Consider the following 21,240-nt stretch of genomic DNA (forward strand, 5'->3'; position numbering starts at 1 on the left):
AGATGAACTGGCGAGCGGGTTTACAGCAGGATACGCAACATGCGGCGCAGCGGCTCGGCCGCGCCCCACAGCAGTTGGTCGCCTACGGTGAACGCCGACAGGTACTCCGGCCCCATATTCAGCTTGCGCAGACGGCCGACCGGCGTATTCAGCGTGCCGGTCACCGCCGCAGGCGTCAGTTCGCGCATGGTCAGCTCGCGGTCGTTCGGGATCACGCGCACCCAGTCGTTGTGCGTCGCCAGCATCTGCTCGATTTCCGGCAGCGACACGTCTTTTTTCAGCTTCAGCGTGAACGCCTGGCTGTGGCAGCGCAGCGCGCCGACGCGCACGCACAGACCGTCGACCGGGATCACGCTGCCGGTGTTGAGGATCTTGTTGGTCTCCGCCTGGCCTTTCCACTCTTCGCGGCTCTGGCCGTTGTCGAGCTGCTTGTCGATCCACGGGATCAGGCTGCCGGCCAGCGGCACGCCGAAGTTGTCGGTCGGCAGTTTGCCGCTGCGGGTCGCCTCGGTCACCTTGCGTTCGATATCCAGAATGGCGGAGGCCGGATCCTGCAGCTCTTTCGCCACATCGGCGTGCAGCATGCCCATTTGGGTCAGCAGTTCGCGCATGTGGCGAGCGCCGCCGCCGGAGGCCGCCTGGTAGGTGGCAACCGACGCCCACTCAACCAGATCGTTGGCGAACAGGCCGCCGAGGGACATCAGCATCAGGCTGACGGTGCAGTTGCCGCCGACGAAGGTTTTGATGCCTTTGTCCAGGCCCTGCTGAATCACCGCGTGGTTGACCGGATCCAGAATGATGATGGCGTCATCCTGCATGCGCAGCGACGAGGCCGCGTCGATCCAGTAACCCTGCCAACCACTGGCGCGCAGCTTAGGATAAACTTCGTTGGTATAATCGCCGCCCTGACAGGTAATAATGATATCGAGCGCGCTCAGGGCGTCGATGTCATAGGCATCCTGCAGCGTGCCCTGCTGGCCGCCGAAGGCCGGCGCGGCAGAACCGTGCTGCGAGGTGGAGAAAAAGACCGGGCGAATGGCGTCGAAATCGCGCTCTTCCGTCATGCGTTGCATGAGAACCGAGCCGACCATTCCGCGCCAACCGATGAAACCAACGTTTTTCATAATATCTGTGTCCCGCCCGGATAAGGGCTTATTAGGTGATAACGAGTTGTGTGCAATATCTCCTCACCTTACAAAATGTCGGCGCGGGCGCAAAGTGAATTTATTCGATGGCTGGGGATTTCTCAGCAATCCTTCTTATATACCCGTCGTCTTTCAAACTGCAGCGTTGTTACCTGCACGTAGTTACGTGGCCCATCCGTGGGCCACGCCCCAAGGGGCCGCTGCGAGCAGCGTTCAAATCTGCTCCCGGCAGATTTGTCATACCCCAGTCACTTACTTGAGTAAGCTCCTGGGGATGCGATCGCTGGGCGCCTAGCTGCAATTTGAAATCCATAGGGTATAGGCAAGGACGCGGCCGAAAAGGCCGAGGCGTTTTCCCGATCACGAGGTCACCATGACAGAGATGATTTCCGCTACGGTATTGCTGTTTTTAATTATGGATCCGCTGGGCAACCTGCCGATTTTCATGTCGGTGCTCAAGCACCTGGAACCGCGCCGCCGCCGCGTGGTGTTGATTCGCGAGCTGCTGATCGCCCTGCTGCTGATGCTGATCTTCCTGTTCGCCGGCGAGAAAATTCTGGCGTTCCTCAACCTGCGCACCGAAACCGTCTCCATTTCCGGCGGCATCATCCTGTTTCTGATCGCCATCAAGATGATTTTCCCCTCGCAGGAAGGAAACAGCTCCGGGCTGTCCGCCGGCGAGGAGCCGTTCCTGGTGCCGCTGGCGATCCCGCTGGTGGCCGGGCCGTCGATTCTGGCTGCATTGATGCTGCTGTCGCACCAGTATCCACATCAGCTGCCCCATCTGGTGGCGGCGCTGTTGATCGCCTGGGGCCTCTCTGCGGCCATTTTGCTGATGTCGAACCTGTTCCTGCGCCTGCTGGGCAGCAAAGGCGTCAGCGCGCTGGAGCGGTTGATGGGGCTGATTCTGGTGATGCTGTCGACCCAGATGTTCCTGGACGGCGTGCGGGCTTACATGAAGCTGTAGGCGCCTGGCGGCGCCGACAACGGCCCGCGCTCAGCGGGCGGTAACGCGGCGAATATAGGCGAGCGTATCGGCGACCACGCCGTCCAGCGGCTGGTTGATGTCGATCGCTTGCACATCCGGCTCCTGCTCGCCCGGCTCTTCCAACGTGGCGAACTGCGAAACCAGCATCTGCGGTTTGAAGAAATGACCTTTGCGCTGCTTCAGGCGCTCCTCGATCACCGCCTTGTCGCCTTTCAGGTAGAGGAAATGCAGGTTGCTATTCCCTTCGCGCAGGCGGTCGCGATAGCTTTTCTTCAGCGCCGAGCAGACCAGCAGCGACACGGGATTGGTGCGTTGCATGGCGAAGATGGCGTCGTTCAAGGCCGCCAGCCACGGGGCGCGATCGTTGTCGTCCAGCGCATGCCCGGCAGCCATCTTGTTGATGTTGGCGCGCGGATGCAGATAATCGCCGTCCAGCATGGCGGCATCGGCCTCGCGGGCGACGGCGCTGGCCACGGCGGATTTGCCGCTGCCGGACACGCCCATCAGGATAAATACGTGATTCTGCGGATTGCTCATTGTGTCATGCCCTTATGGGAACTGGCGCAAACGCGCCAAATGCGTCCCGACTGATAAAGATACTTTGGAACGCCGACGCCCCGCAGGGCGCCGGATAAAGATTATACGACCGTCGCCAGCAGCAGGCAGCCCACCAGGCCGCACACCGAGATGATGGTTTCCAGCACCGACCAGGATTTGATGGTTTCCATGATGCTCAGGTTGAAGTACTCCTTGAACAGCCAGAAACCCGGATCGTTGACGTGCGAGAAGATAACGCTGCCGGAACCGACCGCAATCACCATCAGCTCAGGGCTGACGCCGGTAGTGGCGATCAGCGGCGCCACGATGCCGCCGGCGGTGATTGCCGCCACGGTGGCGGAACCCAGCGCCAGACGCAGCGCGGCGGCGATCGACCAGGCCATCAGGATCGGCGAAACGTTGCTGCCTTCCATCAGACCGGCGATGTACTTCTCGACGCCGCTGTCCACCAGCACCTGCTTGAAGGCGCCGCCGCCGCCGATGATCAACAGCATCATGGCGATGATTTTAATCGAATCGGTGATGGTGCCCATCACTTCATCCATGGTGCGGCCGCGGTTCAGGCCGAAGGTGAAGATAGCGATCAGCACGGCGATCAGGGTCGCCATCACCGGGTCGCCGAAGAACTCGGCGAAGCGCAGCAGGCTGTGGCCCTTCGGCAGCACCATTTCAGCGACCGCGCGCAGCGCCATCAGGATCACCGGCACCAGCGACGTGGCGACGCTGACGCCAAAGCTCGGCATCTCCGCGTCGGTAAAGGTTTTCGGGTTGTACAGGCCTTCCGGCACCGGCTTGTCGATGCCTTTCAGGAAGCGGGCATAGACCGGGCCGGCCAGGATCACCGTCGGGATCGCCAGCAGCGTGCCGTACAACAGGGTTTTACCCATGTCGGCATGGAAGATGGTGGCGATGGCGGTCGGGCCCGGGTGCGGCGGCAGGAAGCCGTGGGTCACCGACAGCGCGGCGGCCATCGGCACGCCGACGTACAGCAGCGGAATGCGCGCGGAGGCGGCGATGGTGAACACCAGCGGCAGCAACAGCACGAAGCCCACTTCGTAGAACAGCGCGAAGCCGACGGTGAAACCGGTCAGCACCACCGCCCATTGAATGTGTTTTCTGCCGAACTTGTCGATCAGCGTGGTGGCGATGCGCTGTGCGCCGCCGCAGTCCGCCAGCAGCTTGCCGAGCATGGCGCCGAAGCCCATGATCAGCGCCAGGCTGCCCAGCGTGCCGCCCACGCCGGCCTTGATGGAGCCGATGACCTTATCGACCGGCATCCCCTGTGCAATCCCGACCGCCAGAGCAACCAGAACCAGAGAGATAAAGCCGTTCAGCTTGAAGCGGATCATCAGCAGCAGCAGCAGCGCTACGCCGCCTGCAACAATCACTAATGGCATAGTTTTTCTCCAACCTTTTATCGCGACTCTCTTTACGATAGGCGTAAAGCGTGCGGTTGTTTTATTTTTAGGCTCTTTCCCGGTGTTTAAGAAGAGCTGTAGGTGTTGTTGATTCAGAGGTTCAGTCTTGCAGCAAGATGACCGCCCACTCGTTGTTACCGGTATCATGATACCGGTAACAACATAAGCCTCGGAACCGGGTAAGCGGCTAAAATTCGCGTTCTGGGACAGAGATCAAACTTATGTCGGCAACGAGCGGCGGGCTTACAGGCGGGATAACCAGCGCGCCTCAGGGCGCGCTGCAAAAAGAAAGGGTGTTAAAACAGAACGTTAAAATGGCTCAGATGCTGCCGCCGGGGATCACGGTGAAACCGACGTCCACCATGCGCGGACACACCGTTTCCCCGCGCAGCCGGGCCAGCAGGCGCTCGGCGCCGATCTGCCCCATGCGCTCGCGCGGGGTCAGCACGCTGGCCAGCTTCGGCACCATCACCTGACCGATGTCATGGCCGTGGAAACCGGCGATCGCCATGTCCTGCGGGATCGACAGCCCCTGTCGCTGGCACTCGAAGGCCGCGCCGATCGCCAGGTCATCGTTGGTGCAGAAGATACTGTCGATCTGCGGATAATCGCGCTGCGCCTGGCGCAGCAGCTCGCCGCCGGCGGAATAGGAGGAAGAACGCGCGGTCATGATGCTATACGGCTCCAGGCCGGATTCACGCATCGCCTGCTCATACCCCTGTTGTTTGATGATAGTACGTTCATCCTGACGGGCGCCGAAGTAGACCACGTGACGGTGGCCGTGCGCGATGATTTGCTGCGTCATCTGGCGCGCCGCCTCGAAGTTGTTGAAGCCCACCGCCAGATCGATGCACGGCGAGACGCAGTCCATCAGCTCTACCACCGGAATGCCCGCCACCTCGATCATCTTCAGGGTGCGCGGCGTGTGGTGGCGCTCGGACAGGATCAAACCGTCGATATTGTAAGACAGCAGCGAGGTCAGACGCTCTTCTTCGCGCTCCGGCAGATAGCCGTAGTGCGCCAGCATGGTCTGGTAGTTGTGCGCGTCGGTCACGCTTTCGATGCCGCGCAGCACTTCGGCGAACACCTGGTTGGTCAGCGACGGCAACAGCACGCCAATCGCCCGGCTGGTGGCGTTGGAGAGAATGTCCGGCGCGCGGTTGGGGATGTAGCCCAGCTCATCCAGCGCGACGGCGATTTTTTGCTGCAGGGCGGCGGAAACCTGGTCGGGATTGCGCAGATAACGGCTCACCGTCATCTTGGTCACGCCCACCTTGTCCGCCACATCCTGGAGTACCGGCCGTTTTTTCTTCATTATCAATGAACTGACTAACCGTGAATGGGCAGTCATTTTAGCAAAAAAAACGGCGCGCCGATATTGTCGGTTATGCGACGGCCAACGCAAAAAGGGCTCACACCGTGAGCCCTTGATATTTACCGCTTAATCACACCGGCGGCAGATCGAACAGCAGGATTTCGCTCTCTTCGTCGGCCTGAATCGTCAGCGCCGATTCATCCCACACCGCAAACGCGTCGCTGATGCCGGCGGCCTGGCCATTGACCGAGACCTTGCCGCGCACCACCTGGATCCAAATGCGGCGTCCGGCGTCGATCGCGTATTCCGCCTGCTCACCTTTATTCAGCGCCCAACGCGACAGCGTCATGTCCTGGAACACCTTCAGCGAGCCGTCACGCGCATCCGGCGACAGCACCAGCTGACGGCCCTGCGGCGCGTCGAACATGCGCTGTTCGTAGCGCGGTTCCAGCCCGACCTGATCCGGGATGATCCAAATCTGGTACAGGTGCAACGGACGATCCTGATTGGCGTTGTACTCGGAGTGACGCACGCCGGTGCCCGCACTCATGATCTGGAATTCGCCGGCCTGGATCTGCTCCTTGTTGCCCATGCTGTCCTGGTGTTCCACCGTGCCGCTCAGCACGTAGGTCAGGATTTCCATGTCTTTATGCGGGTGGGTACCGAAACCCTGCCCTGCGTCGATCACATCTTCGTTGATCACCCGCAGCGCCGAGAACCCCATAAAGTTCGGATCGTAGTAATCGGCAAATGAGAAGGTGTGCCAGCTATCCAGCCAGCCATGATTGGCGTGGCCGCGGTCTTCCGCTTTACGTACATAAATCATATTCAACTCTCCTCAATGTTTTTTTACAGTCTAGTCCTGCCAGCAGAATAAGAAAGCGTAAAAAACTCATGCCTCTGTTCAAAAATTTCGATGAAATGAAACGTCGGATGGGCAGCGGATTTGTTTAAAGCGGGAACGGCTGAAAAATGGCAAAAAAAAAAGCCAGCACCCGAGCTGGCTAAGTAAACACTGGAAGCAATGTGAGCAATGTCGTGCCTTCGCAGCGAGAGTATCAAGGGTTGATGCCCTCCCCGGAACGCATCGCAATAATAATCATTATCATTCGCACCTGTAAAGCGTTTTTTTTGACCCGTTTAAATAATATTGACTCAAGGCAGTAAACGGATAAATTCAGAGGTTATTCAACCGGTAAGCGACAGGAGCAGCGAGATGAGCGAGATCGTGATACGCCACGTGGAAACAACGGATGCGCAGGCCCTGCATCATCTTTATTCTCAGACGCCCGTCTACCGCGATACGCTGCAGCTCCCGCTACCGTCCGTCGAGTCCTGGCAGAAGCGCCTCGCCAATCCCGAGCCGGGCACGCATAACCTGGCCGCCATCATCGACGGGCAGCTTGCCGGCCAGTTGGTTGTGATGCTGAATCAGCGCGTTCGCCGCCGCCACGTCGCCACCTTTGGCATCGGCGTCGATCCGCGCTACCACGGTAAAGGCGTCGGCAGCCGCCTGATGCAGGCGATGATCGACCTGTGCGACAACTGGGCGGCCATCGAGCGCATCGAACTGACGGTGTTCACCGATAACCCGGCGGCCATCGCGCTGTACCGCAAATTCGGCTTCGAGATAGAGGGCACCAGCCGCGCCTATGCCATGCGCGACGGCGTGCTGGTCGATGCCTACCATATGGCGCGTCTGCGCTCCGGGCAGCCACGCGCAGATGCGTGATCTCATCCCCCCGCAGGGGCCGCTGCGCCGGCCCCTTAACATCAACCGCCGAACCTTTTTACAAGCGCTGGCCGGCTTGACGGCCGCCGCCAGCATGTTCTCTCCCCTCACCCCATTAGGTGCCGCTATGCCAACTTCCGCCGCCGGGCGCCCTGGCGCCCGCAACCTGATTACCGATGTGCTGGGCCTGAAGGTCGGCGTGGCGCAAGACAGCCGGGTGCGCACCGGCGCGACGGTGATCCTGCCGGACAGCCCGGCGATGGCCGCCGTGGACGTGCGCGGCGGCGGCCCCGCCACCCGGGAAACCGACGCCTTGGGCGAAGACAATCTGGTGCAAACCATCGATGCGCTGACGTTCAGCGGCGGTTCAGTTTACGGCCTGGCGGCGGCGGACGGCGTCGCGGCCTGGCTGGGGCAACAGGGCCGAGGCTACGCGCTGCGCCCAGCGCCCGGCGTGCCGGTCTCCCCGATCGTGCCCACCGCCTGCCTGTACGATCTGGCCAACGGCGGTGACAAAAACTGGCAGCTCACGCCGCCGTATCGCCAGTTGGGTATCGACGCGGTCGGCAAGGCTGGATTGGACTTTCCGCTGGGCACCGTCGGCGCCGGCTACGGCGCCATGACCGGCATGGGCAAGCTGAAAGGCGGCCTTGGTTCGGCGTCTATCGTCGCCGCCAACGGCGCTACCGTCGGCGCGCTGGTGGCGGTCAACAGCCTGGGAGCGGTGGTGGCGCCCGGCACCCGCGCCTTCTGGGCGACGCCCTATGAAATTGACGGTGAATTCGGCAACGGCGGCGCGGCGGCGCTGGCGCAACTGCACGCTCAGGGCGAAGACTGGATGGTGCAAGAGCCGCAGGGCGGCAGAAAGAACACCACCCTGGCCTGCATCGCCACCGATCTGGTGCTGACGCGCGTGGAGTTGAAGCGGGTGGCCATTATGGCGCAAGACGGCATGGCGCGCGCGATTCGCCCGCTGCACAGCCCGTTTGACGGCGACGTGGTGTTCGCCCTGTCCACCGGGCAGCGCGAGGTACAGGGCAGCCGCGAACTGGCGGTACTGCAAATCGGCGCGCTGGCGGCGGACACCCTCGCTCGGGCGATCGCCCGTGGCGTGTATGCCGCCACACCGTGGCCAGGCAGCCAGGTCGCCACCTGGCAAACGCTCGGCGGCTAACGCGCCGCCATCAAAAAAGGGGCGCTGGCGGCGCCCCTCGAGTTTTATTGCCCCTTACCGCTTAAATACCGGCGGTTTCCCGAATGTAACGGCGCGCTTTCACCGCATACTCGAACGGGTTGGCCAGCGCCGGATCCTGCTCGGCCTCCACCACCATCCATCCCTTGTAACCGCGCTCGTCCAGCAGCTTGAACACCGGCCTGAAGTCGATCACGCCATCACCCGGCACGGTAAAGGTGCCCTTCTTCACGCCGTCGAGGAAGCTCAGCTTGTTGGCCTTCACTTCCGCCACCACCTCATCGCGCACGTCCTTCAGATGGACGTGGTTGATGCGCGGCAGATACTTCTCCAGGATCGCCATCATCGCCTGCTGGCTGCCTTCCGAATAGTAGGCGTGGCCGGTATCGAACAGCAGGTAGACGTCGTCGTTGACCATGCTCATGTAGCGATCGATTTCGGCGGTGGTCTGAATGCCGGTGCCCATGTGGTGGTGCAGACACACCTGCATGCCTTTGCCGGCGGCGATCTTCGCCAGCTCGTTGTAACCGTCGGCCACCCGCCGCCACTCTTCATCGCTGAAGTACGGCTTCTCTTCGAACACCCCTTTGGTGGTGCCCTGAATGCTCTTGCTCTGTTCAGAACAGCCGATCACCCTGGCGCCCATGGCATGCAGGAAATTCATGTGGTTGATAAATTCATCGATGGTTTTGTCTTTCTGACCATCGGCGAAAAAGGTGCTGAACCAGGCGTTGCAGATCTGGATGCCGCGAATATCCAGCATCGGCTTCAGCACCGCCGGATCGCGCGGATATTTGCTGCCCACTTCGCTGCCGGTGAAGCCGGCCAGCGCCATTTCGCTGACGCACTGCTGAAAGGTGTTTTCCTTGCCCAGATCGGGCATGTCGTCGTTGGTCCAGCCGATCGGCGCAATGGCCAATTTCACGTTGTCTTTATTCATGGTCTGCCTCGGTCCTTGGAGGGCCGCCGGTGTAAACGCCGCCGGCGAGCCGAATAAGATTAGTTGCCCAACAGCTCTCTTTCGATGCGCTCTCTGGTCGCCACCGCCTGGCTCGGCATCTTTTCCGGATAGCCGAACAGCGAGGTGCAGATGATCGATTCGCCGCCGACCTTGAAGCTGCGGTTGGCGAATTCCATGTCGCGCAGCGTCTGGAACAGGGCGTCGAAATTCACCTCACCTTCGCCGATGCCGACGTGCTGGTGCACCGCGGCGTCAACGCCCGGCGGGTTGACGATATAGCGGCAGTGCTTGGTGTGATTCATGGTGTCGGCGATCAGCACGTGGGAAAGATCGTCCCCGGCGTACTTCAGCATGCCGGCCACGTCGCCCTGCCCCTTGTCGTAGTAGAAGGTGTGCGGCACGCTGTAGAGGTATTTGACGTGGTCGCTGCGCAGCGATTTCACCAGATCGGCGGTTTCGTTGCTCAGCTCACAGAAGTCCCACGGATGCGACTGGATCTCCATACGGATGCCCTCACGCTCGACGATCGGCAGCAACTCCTCCATCGAGCGATACCACAGCTCCTCGCAGATCTCCGGCTCGTTGGGGTTACCGGCCAACTCGGTGTTGATCACCTGCACGCCCATCTCCACCGCGATTTCTATCATCCGTCGCCAGTTTTTGACCGCCGCCTGGCGGCGATCTTCCCCCGGCCCGGACCAGCGATACACCACGATAAATGAGGATATTTCCACGCCGGTCGCTTTCAGGGCGTTTTTATACTCCGCCATGATTTCGCGGCTGGCCTTCGGATGCTTGTAAAACGGGTTGATCTGCGGGTGCGGCGACTGCTCGATGTACTTATAGCCCCAGTCCGCCACCTGCTGAACCATTTTGGTCACGCCCAAATCCCGGATAACGTCGACATCAAAAGCGATCTTCATGGTCACTCCTCTGTAATCGTGGGTTCGGGATTCAAGCCGATGGCTTGTTGTAAAACGCCGGGCGCGCCGGCAGGGTCACCGGTACGATCTCGCCGCTGAGCTGGGCCGCCACGCAGGCGTCGGCGGTCACGGCGGCGGCGTAGCCGTCCCAGGCAGAAGGCCCGGTCAGTTGGCCCGCGGCCACATCGTTTATGAACCCCTGCAGCTCGACATCATAGGCGTCGATAAAGCGATCCTTCCAGTCGGTCAGAATTTCGGTCGACAGGCGGGCGCCGCTGCGCAACTGCACCGAGGACGGCTCCGGCAGTTTAGCGATGCCGGTTTCCCCCACCACTTCACACTGAATGTCGTAGCCGTACTGGCAGTTGACGAAAATCTCGACGTCGATGCGGGTGCCTTTGGCGGTTTCGAACAGCACAATCTGCGGATCTTTCAGATGCGGGAACGCCTTCGGGCTCTTGCGCGGGAACACCACCTGCACCGACACATAGTCGTCGTCGAGCAGCCAGCGCAGCACGTCGATTTCGTGGATCAGGGTGTCGGTGATCGCCATATCGGTGGTGTAAGCCTCGCCGACCGTCGGGTTGCGGTGCGCGCAGTGCAACATCAGCGGTTCGCCGATCTGGCCGCTGGTCAGCACCTGTTTCAGCGCGCGATAGCCCTGGTCATAGGGGCGCATAAAGCCGACCTGCACCAGCCGCTTGCCGTGCTTCGCTTCGGCATCGACGATGTTTTTGCAGCCCTGCGCGGTCACCGCCAGCGGTTTCTCGCAGAACACCGGTTTGCCGGCGGCGATCGCCGCCAGCACGAATTCTTCGTGGCTCGGCCCCCAGGAGGTGACCAGCACCGCCTGCACGTCGGCGGCCTTGATCAGATCGTGGCCGCTGTCATACACCCGCGCATCCAGCTGCAGATCGTTCACCGCCTTGGCGGCGTTGTCGCGATTGATGTCGTTCACCGCCACGACGCGGGCGCCCTGCAAAACTTTACTGCAGCGACGGATATGATCGCGGCCGATGGCGCCGGTGCCGATAACCCCAATGTTCAAAGTCATTTTCGCTACCCTCTGGAAAGTGTGTTGTGTTCGAAAACGAATCAGTAATCGCGCGCCTTATCGATGTTTTCCTGCAGCTTGCGCGCCACTGCGACGATTTTCTCGCTGTCGGCCACCTGAGCGCCGCCCACGCGCCACCAGCTGAGGTACTTGTGCACCATGGTCTTCGGCAGCACTTTGATGTCGAGCAGCGTGGACACGGTTTGCCTGCGGGCGTCGGCCAGCGCGTCGAGCAGCTGCTGCTCGGTGGTGACGCGATAGGTTTTGCACCCGTAAGCCGCCGCCAGCATGGCGAAATCGACCGGCACCAGTTTGCCGTCGAGCTTGCCGCCCTCTGGATTGCGGAAGCGGAATTCGGTGGTGTAACTGTCCATGCCGTGTTCCATCTGCAGGTTGTTGATGCAGCCGTTGGTCATGTTGTCAAACAGCACCACGTTGATCTTGCAGCCTTCCTGAATCGAAGTGACCAGCTCGGAATGGAGCATCATGAAGGCGCCGTCGCCCACCATCGCGTACACCTCGCGCTGCGGCTCGGCCAGCTTGACCCCCAATGCGGCGTTCACCTCGTACCCCATGCAGGAGTAGCCGTATTCCACGTGGTAACCGTGCTCGCCATGGTTGTGCCACACCCGCTGCAGGTCGCCCGGCAGGCTGCCGGCGGCGGCGACAATCACGCTGTCCGGCGGCAGCTCGCGGTTCAGCACCCCCAGCACCCGGCTTTGCGTCATCGCCGAGTCGGTCTGAGCGATAAATTCGGCGAACACCCGTTCGCGATCGAGGTGATCGTCTATTTCCGGCACAAAGCCTGCGCCGCTGTATTCCACCGCGTAAACCCGCTCGGTCTCTTCACGCTGGGCGCCGCGCGCCGCGGCGATGGCGTCGCCCCAGCCGGCGCGATAATCAGCCTGCGCCAGCAGCGCGCTCAGTTCGCTCAGGCCCTCGCGGGCGTCCGCCAGCACCTGCACGCCGTCGAGCTTGCCGGCGTCAAAGGCGCTGACGTTGATATTGAGGAAGCTGACGTCCGGATGTTGAAACAGCCATTTGGACGAGGTGGTGAAATCGGTGTAACGGGTGCCGACGCCAATCACCAGATCGGCCTGTCGAGCCAGCGTGTTGGCCGCCAGGCAGCCGGTTTCGCCGATGCCGCCGAGGTTGAATTCATGATCGCTCGGCACCGCGCCTTTGCCGGCCTGGGTCTCGGCGAACGGAATGCCGAAGCGCTCGGCGAATTCGCGCAGCGCCCGCCCGGCCCGCGAGTACTTCACGCCGCCGCCGCACACCAGCAGCGGTTTGCGTTTGGCCGTCAGCAGCGCCAAGGCGTCCGCCAACATGCCATCGGTCGCCGGGCGGCGATCGAGCCGGTGCACGCGTTTTTGGAAGAAATAGTCGGGGTAGTCGTAGGCTTCCCCCTGCACGTCCTGCGGCAGACACAGCGTCACCGCGCCGGTTTCCGCCGGATCGGTCAGCACGCGCATCGCGTTGATGCAGGCGCTCATCAGCTGTTCCGGCCGCACGATGCGGTCCCAGTACTTGCTCACCGCGCGGAACGCGTCGTTGGTGCTGATGCTGAGATCGTAAGACTGTTCGATTTGCTGCAGCACCGGATCCGGCTGGCGGGAAGCGTAAACGTCGCCCGGCAGCAGCAATAAAGGGATGCGGTTGGCGGTGGCGGTAGCCGCGGCGGTGATCATATTGGCGGCGCCGGGGCCGACCGAGGAGGTGCAGGCGTAAATCTGCCGGCGCAATTTCTGCTTGGCGAAGCCGATCGCCGCGTGGGCCATCCCCTGTTCGTTACGGCCCTGGTGCACCCGCAGATCGCCACTATCCTGTTCCAGCGCTTGCCCCAGCCCCAGTACGTTGCCGTGGCCGAAAATCGCGAAAATGCCCGCGACGAATTTGGTTTCCACCCCGTCGGCCAGCAGATACTGGTTATCGAGAAATCTGACGAGCGCCTGCGCCATGGTTAGCCTGATCTTGCCCATTTACTCACCCTTTAGATTGAGGGCCGCCCCGGAAAGGGCTCGCGCCGAGCCGACAATCCCGTGTTTGTGTTACGCGGCGGCAGCTATTATCTTGAGCAGGCGATGCCCGCTGCTCACGAAGTCGACAACCTGAAACGTGAAGCGATTATAAACAAATATATTTTTCATAAAATCACATTACAGAAGAAACATTTCATTTTGCGATAAAGATCGCATATTAGATGAAAAGCCCGTTTCATCTCGTGGTTTGGCCTTTTCCGGCTTAGCGCCGCGCACCAGCCGGGGAATGCCATCAGCACGCAGGGCGACCGTCTTTCATCCTGCCCCGGCGCCTCTTTGCCGCACGCCCTCCTCCACCCTCTCATGGCGACTTAATCCGCTTTTTCCGCTCCTCCGTCGATGTTTTAAACGCATCACATTTTTGGGGTGTAAATTTCATTCTGTATTGAAATTGAAATTTTCATTCCCCATACTGTTCCCATGCTTCCTGCAAGGCGCCACGCTCGGGCCGCCGCCGGAGTTTTGCTTAAACAGAAGGAAACGGGTATGGCTACACAAGAAAAACAGCTTGATGTCATTTGTCTCGGGCGCATCGCCGTCGATTTCTATGCTCAGCAGATCGGCGCGCGTCTGGAAGACGCCGGCACATTCGCCAAATACCTCGGCGGCTCTTCCGGCAACGTGGCCTACGGCACCGCCATTCAGGGGTTGAAATCCGGCATGCTGGCCCGCGTCGGCGATGAACACATGGGCCGCTTTCTGCGTGAAGAGCTGCAGCGCGTCGGGGCCGATACCCGCTGTCTGATCACCGACAAACATCGGTTAACTGGCCTGGTGATCCTCGGCATCAAGGATCAGGAAACCTTCCCGCTGATCTTCTACCGCGAAAACTGCGCGGACATGGCGCTGACGCCGGACGACATCGACGAAACCTACATCGCCAGCGCACGCGCGCTGGCCATCACCGGCACGCACCTGTCGCACCCGAACACCCGCGCCGCCGTGTTGAAGGCGCTGGAATACGCGCGCCGCCACGGTTTGCGCACCGCGCTCGACATCGATTATCGCCCGGTGCTGTGGGGGCTGACGTCGCTGGGCGACGGCGAAACCCGCTTTGTGGAATCGGCACAGGTGACCCGCGAGCTGCAGGAAGTGCTGCACCAATTCGATCTGATCGTCGGCACCGAAGAGGAATTTCATATCGCCGGCGGCAGCACCGATACGCTGACGGCGCTGAAAAACGTGCGCCGGACGACCGCGGCCACGCTGGTGTGCAAGCGCGGCGCGCAGGGCTGCTCGGTGTTCGAAGATGACATCGCCGACGACTGGGCGCAGGTGAAGCTGCACGCCGGCGTGCGGGTGGAGGTGCTGAACGTGCTGGGGGCCGGCGACGCTTTTATGTCCGGTCTGCTGCGCGGCTATCTGAACGATGAGGGTTGGGATCAGGCCTGCCGCTACGCCAACGCCTGCGGCGCATTGGTGGTCTCGCGCCACGGCTGCGCGCCAGCCATGCCGACCAAACGGGAGCTGGACGACTACCTGCAGCGTGAACAACAGGTCACGCGCCCGGACCGCGACGCGCGCCTGAACCACCTGCACCGGGTCACTACCCGCAAGCAACAGTGGCCGGAACTGTGCGTGTTCGCCTTCGATCACCGCAAGCAGCTGGCGGACATGGCGCGCGAAGCCGGCGTCGACGAGGAACGCATCCCGCGTCTGAAGACCCTGCTGCTCACCGCGGCGCAACAAGCTGCCGCTCAGGCCGGCCTCGACGGCAACAGCGGCATTCTGGCCGACACCACCTACGGGCAGGCGGCGCTGAACGAGATCACCGGCCAGGGATGGTGGATCGGCCGGCCGGTGGAGCTGCCCAGCTCGCGCCCGCTGCGCCTGGAGCACGGCAATATTGGCTCGCAATTGATCGACTGGCCGCAGGAGCACGTGGTGAAGTGCCTGGTGTTTTATCACCCACACGACGCGGCGGAACTGCGCCGCGAACAGGATGCGCTGATCGCCGACGTCTACCGCGGCTGCTGCAAATCCGGTCACGAACTGCTGCTGGAGGTGATCCTGCCGGACAGCAACGCCGACAAGGACGAGCGCTATTACCTGGAGATGATTGAACACTTCTACCAGTTGGGCATTCAGCCGGACTGGTGGAAACTGCCGCCGCTGAGCGCGGAAAACTGGCAGCGGGTCGGCGCGCTGATCGACGCCTGCGATCCCGACTGCCGCGGCGTGCTGATCCTGGGGCTCGATTCCCCGGAGGCGGTGCTGAAGGCGGGCTTTGCCGCCGCCGCAGATGCGCGCTGGGTGAAAGGTTTCGCCGTCGGCCGCACCATTTTCGGCCAACCTTCGCGCCGCTGGCTACAGGGGGAAATCGACGACGCGGCCCTGATCGAGCAGGTGAAACAAAAATACCTGACGCTGATCGGTTTCTGGCGCCAGTACCGTCCGCAGGCGGGCGGCGCGCACTGACAGCAACAGCAGGTTCACGTCCCCTTAAGGCCATTTCGCCGCTTTAAGGGGATTTTTTTGCCCATTTTCTGTGAAGTCGCGCAATGTGCGATCGAATAAATCGCTTTTTGAGGAAATGAAATTTCCGCTCCGTCTGTTAAAATACCCTGTCAATATTTCAGGCGTCAGGCCAATGCGCCTTCACCCCACTGCGAGCCGAATGGATGAACAACCCAACTCAACTTTCGCTGTTACAGGACGAGATCCGCCACCGTTATGAAACGCTGAGCAAGCGTTTGAAGCAGGTGGCGCGCTACATTTTGGATAACAGTAACAGCATCGCTTTCGATACCGTTGCCTCCATCGCCGCACAGGCCAGCGTGCCGCCCTCCACGCTGATCCGTTTCGCCAACGCCTTCGGCTTCAGCGGCTTCAACGAAATGAAGCAGGTGTTCCGTCAGCATCTGATGGAAGAGACGGTGAACTATACCGAGCGCGCGCGCCTGTTCCGCCAAACCTCCACCGACGACAACGTCGCGCCGGAGAAACCGGCGGAGATTCTCAACGTGTTCACCATGGTCAACGCGCAGGCGCTGCAGCAGCTGGCGATGCAGATCGCCCCCGAGCAGCTGGAACGCGCCGTCGAGCTGCTCAATAACGCCGAAAACATCTACGTGATCGGCCTGCGCCGCTCGTTCAGCGTCGCTTCCTACCTCACCTATGCGCTGCGCCATCTGGAGCGCCGCGCGTTTCTGATCGACGGGCTGGGCGGGATGTTCACCGAACAGCTGAGCATGGTGAAACCGAAGGACGTGGTGATCGCCATCAGCTATTCGCCGTACGCCCGCGAGGCGGTGGAACTGGTGGAATTGGGCGCCAAGCGCGGCGCGCAGCAGATCGCCATCACCGACAGCCAGGTCAGCCCGCTGGCCGCCTTCAGCGACGTCTGTTTCGTGGTGCGCGAAGCGCAGGTGGACGGGTTCCGCTCGCAGGTGGCTTCGATGTGCCTGGCGCAGACGCTGGCGGTCTCGCTGGCGCTGAATAACGCCCGGGACGAGTAAAGCTGACAAAAAAGCCCGGCAAGCCGGGCTTCAAGCGCCTATTGCGCGGCGGGGTAGCCGTCGCCGTTAATCCAGGCGTGGTCTTTTTCCCAGGTGAACTTCCACTGCCGCACCGGCCCGGCCATCACGTTGAGGTAATAGTTGTCGTAACCCGCCAGGGTCGCCACCGGGTGATAACCGCGCGGCACTTTCACCACGTCGCGATTGTAGACCGGCATGCACTCGTCGAGCGTGCGGTCGTCGGTATAGACGCGCTGCATGCAGAACCCTTGCTCCGGCTGAATGCGGTGATAGTACGTCTCTTCCAGATAGGTTTCGTCCGGCGAGTCTTCTTGATCGTGCTTGTGGCTCGGGTAGGAGCTGGTGTTGCCCTCGTCGGTGTAAACCTCCACCACCAGCAGACTGTCGGCCGGCTCGCTGTCCGGCAGAATGTTGTGCACCAGCCGCTGGTTGCGCCCCTTGCCGCGCCGCTCCACGCCGATATCCGCCGGCGTGATCAGCCGTGAAGGCAGGTGGCCGCCGCCGGGCGCGCTGCACACCGCCAGCTCCAGATCGGTTTCCGCCCGCACGTCGATGCGATCGTGGTGCGGCACATACACCGCATACGGCGGCGTACGTTCGAACGGGCTCATGCGTTTGCCGATATGCGGGTATTCGGCGCGCCGCGTGGCGACGGAGGCGATACCGGCCACCAGCACCAGACACAGTTCCTTGTCGCCGCATTCCAGCTGCAGCGACTGCCCGGCGGCCAGGCGGTAAACGTCAAAGCCGACATAGCGCCAACCGGCATTTTCCGGCGTCACGTGTTGGATACGCCCCTCGGCGTTCGGCGTCTGACATTTGGCAAGCAGTGAAGACATTTCGATTCTCCTGTTAACTCGCAGTGCAAAGGCCGTTGCCCCGAAGGAGCAACGGCCTGGCCTGAGTGTGAAAGCGCTTAGCCCAGCGTCGGCATGCTGAATTCGGACACCGTCTGCTGCCCGGCCGGCCAGCGCGCGGTGGCGGTCTTCATGCGCGTGTAGAAGCGCACGCCGTCGGTGCCGTGCACGTTCAACGCGCCGAACACCGAGCGCTTCCAGCCGCCGAAGCTGTGGAACGCCATCGGCACCGGCACCGGCACGTTGACGCCGACCATTCCGGCCTGCACGTCTTGCACGAACTGGCGCGCATAGTGGCCGCTGCCGGTGAAGATGGCGCTGCCGTTGCCGAATTCGTGGCCGTTCACCGTGTCGATGGCGGTGCGGTAGTCCGGCACCCGTACGATGCCCAGCACCGGCCCAAAAATCTCTTCGCGGTAGATGCGCATGTTCGGCGTCACATGGTCGAACAGCGTGCCGCCGACGTAGTAGCCTTCAGCATAGCCCGGCACCTGATAGTTGCGGCCGTCGGCCACCAGGGTGGCGCCTTCTTCCACGCCCAAATCGATGTAGCCCAGCACCTTTTTCTGGTGAGCGGACGACACCAGCGGCCCCATTTCATTCTCTTCGCCGCCCTGCTGCAAGCCCGGCCCGACGCGCAGCTGCGCGATCAGCGGCTTCAGTTTGGCGATCAGTTTATCGGCAGTGTCGTCACCGACCACCACGGCGATCGGCAACGCCATGCAGCGCTCGCCGGCAGAGCCGAACGCGCCGCCCATCAGCGCGTTGACCGTGGCGTCCAGATCGGCGTCCGGCATGACGATCGCCTGGTTCTTCGCCGCGCCGAAGGCCTGCACCCGCTTGCCGTGCGCGCTGGCGGTGGTATAGATATGTTCCGCCACGGTGGAGGAGCCGACGAAGCTCACCGCCTGAATGCGCGGATCGGTGCACAGCTGCGCCGCATCTTCATTGGCGCAGTGCACCACGTTGAACACGCCGTCCGGCAAACCGGCTTCCTTCAACAGTTCCGCCAGGCGCACCGAGGCCGAAGGCACCAGCGCCGGCGGCTTGAGGACGAAGGTGTTGCCGCAGGCCAACGCGATGGGGAACATCCACATCGGCACCATCGCCGGGAAGTTGAACGGGGTAATGCCCGCCACCACGCCCAGCGGCTGCATCAGCGAGAAGCTGTCGACGCCGCTGCCGACGTCCGGCGAGTACTCGCCTTTGATCAGATGCGGGATGCCGCAGGCGAATTCGACCACTTCCATGCCGCGCGTCAGTTCGCCCAGCGCATCCGAATACACTTTGCCGTGCTCGCTGACGATAAGCTCGGCCAGCTCGTCGCGGTGCTGTTCCAGCAGCGCCTTGAAATTGAACATGATGCGCGCGCGGCGCAGCGGCGTGGTGCGCGACCAGTCGGCGAACGCCCGGTGGGCCACGTCGATGGCCTGTTTGACTTCGGCGGCGGTGCTCTGCGTGACGCGCCGCTCAACCTGTCCGCTGGCCGGGTTGTGCACGTCGACGGTTTGATTGCTGCTGCTCAGGCACACCTGCCCGTCAATAAAGTTACCCACGGTTTTCATGTCACGCCCTCTTTTCAAGTCCGCTGTCGCCTGGCCACACCCAGGCGGCGCGGCGTTAATCGTCCCGCTCGCCAAACCCCGTCGGCAAGCCGGCTACATCCTGACCGGATGCAGAAAACTCTATTTCATTGAAAAAAAAGTTTCAAATAAATTGTTTTGAAAAATTTGTTTTTAGTGCGTGAGGTCGCAATTTTTCGGTGTCGATCGGGTTGGCGCTTTCATTACCGCGCCAATCAAGGCGCGGTTTCGCAGGAGAGTCCATCGCTAATGCATACTGACTTTGCTACAGAAAATCCGCACTGCGCCTGACCTGCGGCCGTTACCGCCTCCCTCCGAGCGCCCAAGGCGCCCGGATCGCTCGCGACGGTTTTTTTTGAACTGGATCTAAAAATCAATATTCCATTATTCACTAATTATGAAATAAATGTTCTTGTTTGTTCCAGCATTTATCAACGACATCGCCTTGATGACAGGCACGGTTCACACCCTTCCGCTCGCCCTCTTCCCGACACCCTAACCGTGCGGACGGAAGCCAGGATAAAAATCGGAGCAACACATGTCATATCAGCGTAAGCACAATACCGGTTACATATTGCGAATTTGCGGCATCGCCGCCCTGGGCGGCATTCTGTTCGGCTACGACACCGCCGTGATCTCCGGCGCGATCGAAGCGTTGAAAACCTATTTCGATCTCAGCCCGGCCGAAACCGGCTGGGCCGTCTCCAACGTGGTGATTGGCTGCGTGGTCGGCGCCTTCGCCGCCGGGCCGCTGGCGGCGCGCTGGGGCCGTAAAAAAGCGCTGATGCTGGCGGCGCTGCTGTTCACCGTTTCCGCCGTCGGCGCCGCATTGGCCCCGACCTTCACCTGGTTCGTCATTTACCGCATCATTGGCGGGCTGGCGGTCGGCATCGCCGCCACCGTGTCGCCGATGTACATGTCGGAAGTGTCGCCGAAAGACATGCGCGGGCGGGCGCTCAGCATGCAGCAGTTCGCCATCGTCTTCGGTCAGATCGTGATTTTCTACGTCAACTTCAAAATCGCCAGCCTCGCCAGCGAAGCCTGGCTGGTGGAAATGGGCTGGCGCTGGATGTTCGCCTCGGGCGTGATCCCCTGCATTCTGTTCTGCATCCTGGTGTTCGTCATTCCTGAATCGCCGCGCTGGAACGTGATGATGGGGCGCGACGATCAGGCGCTGGCGATGTTGACCAAAGTCTCCAACGCCGCCCACGCGCAGAATCTGCTGAAAGAAATCAAAGACTCGCTGCAGCAGGATCAACAGCAGCAGCACCGGAAGCTGAACTACGGCGATGTGCGGGTGCGGTTCATCCTGTTCGTCGGCTGTATGATCGCCATGTTGCAGCAGGTCACCGGCGTCAACGTGATGATGTACTACGCGCCGGTGGTGCTGAAAACCGTCACCGAAAACGCACAGGAAGCGCTGTTCCAGACCATCTGGATCGGCGTGCTGCAGCTGGTCGGTTCGGTCATCGGCGCCATGCTGATGGATCGCATGGGCCGCATTCCGCTGATGCGTTACGGCACGCTGGGCGCCATCGCCGGCCTGCTGCTCACCTCGTACGCGCTCTACACCCAGGCCACCGGCTATTTCGCGCTGTTCGGCATGCTGTTCTTCATGGTGTTTTATGCGCTCTCCTGGGGCGTCGGCGCCTGGGTGCTGGTGTCGGAAATCTTCCCGAACCGCATGCGCGCGCAGGGGATGAGCATCGCCGTCGGCTGCATGTGGGTCGCCAACTTCGCGGTGTCGCAGTCGTTCCCGATGATCAACGATCACCCTTACCTGTTCTCGCATTTCCACGGCGCCTTCCCGATGTGGATCTTCGCCGCCTGCTGCCTGTTCAGCTACTGGTTTATCGGCCGCTATATCCCGGAAACCAAAGGCGTCTCGCTGGAAAAAATGGAGCAGGTGGTGTTGGCCAAACGCCACCGTCACCCCCTGCCCGACGGCAAGCCGCTGCCGCTGGAAAACGGCAAATCCTGATCTCTCAACCCT

The 21,240-nt window shown here is 61.5% G+C and carries 17 protein-coding genes; 6 read left to right on the top strand and 11 right to left on the bottom strand.

Going from position 1 to position 21,240, the window contains the following annotated elements:
* Window positions 1–20: 20 nt before the first annotated feature.
* A complete protein-coding gene (gene asd / locus ACJ8PE_RS21180) occupies window positions 21–1,124 on the bottom strand; it encodes an aspartate-semialdehyde dehydrogenase (RefSeq protein ID WP_016930397.1) in 1,104 nt (367 codons plus the stop codon).
* 394 nt (window positions 1,125–1,518) lie between these two features.
* On the opposite strand from asd, the gene ACJ8PE_RS21185 reads away from it, so the two are divergent.
* A complete protein-coding gene (locus ACJ8PE_RS21185; RefSeq protein ID WP_025159894.1) occupies window positions 1,519–2,112 on the top strand; it encodes a YhgN family NAAT transporter in 594 nt (197 codons plus the stop codon).
* Window positions 2,113–2,142: 30 nt separating this feature from the next.
* Here ACJ8PE_RS21185 and gntK read toward each other — a convergent pair whose 3' ends face one another.
* The 4 genes from gntK to ACJ8PE_RS21205 form a co-directional block, all read right to left on the bottom strand.
* Complete coding sequence (gntK, locus tag ACJ8PE_RS21190) at window positions 2,143–2,670, bottom strand: gluconokinase (RefSeq protein WP_046687937.1); 528 nt, start codon at window positions 2,668–2,670, stop codon at window positions 2,143–2,145.
* A 101-nt stretch (window positions 2,671–2,771) separates the two neighbouring features.
* Window positions 2,772–4,088 carry a gluconate transporter gene (gene gntT / locus ACJ8PE_RS21195; protein WP_004930830.1) on the bottom strand — a complete coding sequence of 439 codons (1,317 nt, stop codon included), beginning with the start codon at window positions 4,086–4,088 and terminating at the stop codon, window positions 2,772–2,774.
* A 340-nt stretch (window positions 4,089–4,428) separates the two neighbouring features.
* A complete protein-coding gene (gntR, locus tag ACJ8PE_RS21200; protein ID WP_004930833.1) occupies window positions 4,429–5,424 on the bottom strand; it encodes a gluconate operon transcriptional repressor GntR in 996 nt (331 codons plus the stop codon).
* Window positions 5,425–5,554: 130 nt separating this feature from the next.
* Window positions 5,555–6,250: a pirin family protein gene (locus ACJ8PE_RS21205; RefSeq protein WP_033651758.1), complete on the bottom strand. Its 696-nt coding sequence runs from the start codon at window positions 6,248–6,250 to the stop codon at window positions 5,555–5,557.
* A gap of 390 nt (window positions 6,251–6,640) precedes the next feature.
* Here ACJ8PE_RS21205 and ACJ8PE_RS21210 point away from each other — a divergent pair, with 390 nt between their 5' ends.
* Window positions 6,641–7,156 (top strand): GNAT family N-acetyltransferase, encoded by a 516-nt coding sequence (locus ACJ8PE_RS21210; protein ID WP_046898688.1) that lies wholly within the window; start codon window positions 6,641–6,643, stop codon window positions 7,154–7,156.
* Window positions 7,149–8,330: a P1 family peptidase gene (locus ACJ8PE_RS21215; RefSeq protein WP_442536862.1), complete on the top strand. Its 1,182-nt coding sequence runs from the start codon at window positions 7,149–7,151 to the stop codon at window positions 8,328–8,330. Before ACJ8PE_RS21210 ends, ACJ8PE_RS21215 begins: the two co-directional genes overlap by 8 nt.
* 61 nt (window positions 8,331–8,391) lie before the next feature.
* On the opposite strand, the gene iolE is transcribed toward ACJ8PE_RS21215, so the two are convergent.
* Genes iolE through iolD form a run of 4 tightly spaced genes read right to left on the bottom strand, consistent with a single transcriptional unit; the run spans window position 8,392 to window position 13,268 of the window.
* Window positions 8,392–9,288 (bottom strand): myo-inosose-2 dehydratase, encoded by an 897-nt coding sequence (gene iolE, locus ACJ8PE_RS21220; protein WP_033645315.1) that lies wholly within the window; start codon window positions 9,286–9,288, stop codon window positions 8,392–8,394.
* Between the two features lie 59 nt (window positions 9,289–9,347).
* Window positions 9,348–10,232: a sugar phosphate isomerase/epimerase family protein gene (locus ACJ8PE_RS21225; RefSeq protein WP_033645316.1), complete on the bottom strand. Its 885-nt coding sequence runs from the start codon at window positions 10,230–10,232 to the stop codon at window positions 9,348–9,350.
* A gap of 31 nt (window positions 10,233–10,263) precedes the next feature.
* Complete coding sequence (locus tag ACJ8PE_RS21230; protein ID WP_042785519.1) at window positions 10,264–11,286, bottom strand: Gfo/Idh/MocA family protein; 1,023 nt, start codon at window positions 11,284–11,286, stop codon at window positions 10,264–10,266.
* 41 nt (window positions 11,287–11,327) lie between these two features.
* The gene (iolD, locus tag ACJ8PE_RS21235) at window positions 11,328–13,268 is read right to left on the bottom strand and encodes a 3D-(3,5/4)-trihydroxycyclohexane-1,2-dione acylhydrolase (decyclizing) (RefSeq protein WP_197760665.1); all 1,941 of its coding nucleotides are present in this window, start codon (window positions 13,266–13,268) and stop codon (window positions 11,328–11,330) included.
* Between the two features lie 546 nt (window positions 13,269–13,814).
* Between iolD and ACJ8PE_RS21240 the strand changes: the two genes are divergently transcribed.
* Window positions 13,815–15,746 (top strand): bifunctional 5-dehydro-2-deoxygluconokinase/5-dehydro-2-deoxyphosphogluconate aldolase, encoded by a 1,932-nt coding sequence (locus ACJ8PE_RS21240; RefSeq protein ID WP_197760668.1) that lies wholly within the window; start codon window positions 13,815–13,817, stop codon window positions 15,744–15,746.
* 203 nt (window positions 15,747–15,949) lie between these two features.
* Entirely contained in the window at window positions 15,950–16,786 is an 837-nt protein-coding gene (locus tag ACJ8PE_RS21245; RefSeq protein ID WP_089192444.1) for a MurR/RpiR family transcriptional regulator, read from the top strand.
* 38 nt (window positions 16,787–16,824) lie between these two features.
* Here the strand turns inward: ACJ8PE_RS21245 and iolB are convergent, their stop codons facing one another.
* Complete coding sequence (iolB, locus tag ACJ8PE_RS21250) at window positions 16,825–17,646, bottom strand: 5-deoxy-glucuronate isomerase (protein WP_033645320.1); 822 nt, start codon at window positions 17,644–17,646, stop codon at window positions 16,825–16,827.
* 77 nt (window positions 17,647–17,723) lie between these two features.
* Window positions 17,724–19,229 (bottom strand): CoA-acylating methylmalonate-semialdehyde dehydrogenase, encoded by a 1,506-nt coding sequence (locus ACJ8PE_RS21255; protein WP_197795603.1) that lies wholly within the window; start codon window positions 19,227–19,229, stop codon window positions 17,724–17,726.
* Window positions 19,230–19,785: 556 nt separating this feature from the next.
* Here ACJ8PE_RS21255 and ACJ8PE_RS21260 point away from each other — a divergent pair.
* On the top strand, window positions 19,786–21,228 hold the full coding sequence (locus ACJ8PE_RS21260) for a sugar porter family MFS transporter (protein ID WP_099784933.1): 1,443 nt from the start codon (window positions 19,786–19,788) through the stop codon (window positions 21,226–21,228).
* Window positions 21,229–21,240 lie beyond the last annotated feature (12 nt).

Source organism: Serratia sp. CY74737, from assembly GCF_052166775.1.
GTDB lineage: Bacteria > Pseudomonadota > Gammaproteobacteria > Enterobacterales > Enterobacteriaceae > Serratia > Serratia ureilytica.